The sequence below is a fragment of the Citrobacter sp. Cpo091 genome (genome assembly GCF_030332645.1).
Taxonomy (GTDB): Bacteria; Pseudomonadota; Gammaproteobacteria; order Enterobacterales; family Enterobacteriaceae; genus Citrobacter; species Citrobacter portucalensis.
In genome coordinates this window covers 1-385 of sequence record NZ_JAOWHL010000012.1, presented here as the reverse complement: position 1 = coordinate 385, position 385 = coordinate 1, and the positions used below count along the sequence as shown (strand labels likewise).

Below are 385 nucleotides of genomic sequence, written 5' to 3'. Positions count from 1 at the left end.
TGCTCCCACTGCTTGTACGTACACGGTTTCAGGTTCTTTTTCACTCCCCTCGCCGGGGTTCTTTTCGCCTTTCCCTCACGGTACTGGTTCACTATCGGTCAGTCAGGAGTATTTAGCCTTGGAGGATGGTCCCCCCATATTCAGACAGGATACCACGTGTCCCGCCCTACTCTTCGAGTTCACAACACATGCACTTTTGTGTACGGGACTTTCACCCTGTATCGTGCGACTTTCCAGACGCTTCCACTAACACACATGCTGATTCAGACTCTGGGCTGCTCCCCGTTCGCTCGCCGCTACTGGGGGAATCTCGGTTGATTTCTTTTCCTCGGGGTACTTAGATGTTTCAGTTCCCCCGGTTCGCTTCATTACGCTATGTATTCAC

At 52.2% G+C, this 385-nt stretch carries 1 rRNA gene; it reads right to left on the bottom strand.

From position 1 onward, the window contains the following. Positions 1–385 (bottom strand): 23S ribosomal RNA (locus tag OGY04_RS00055); the annotation flags it as partial.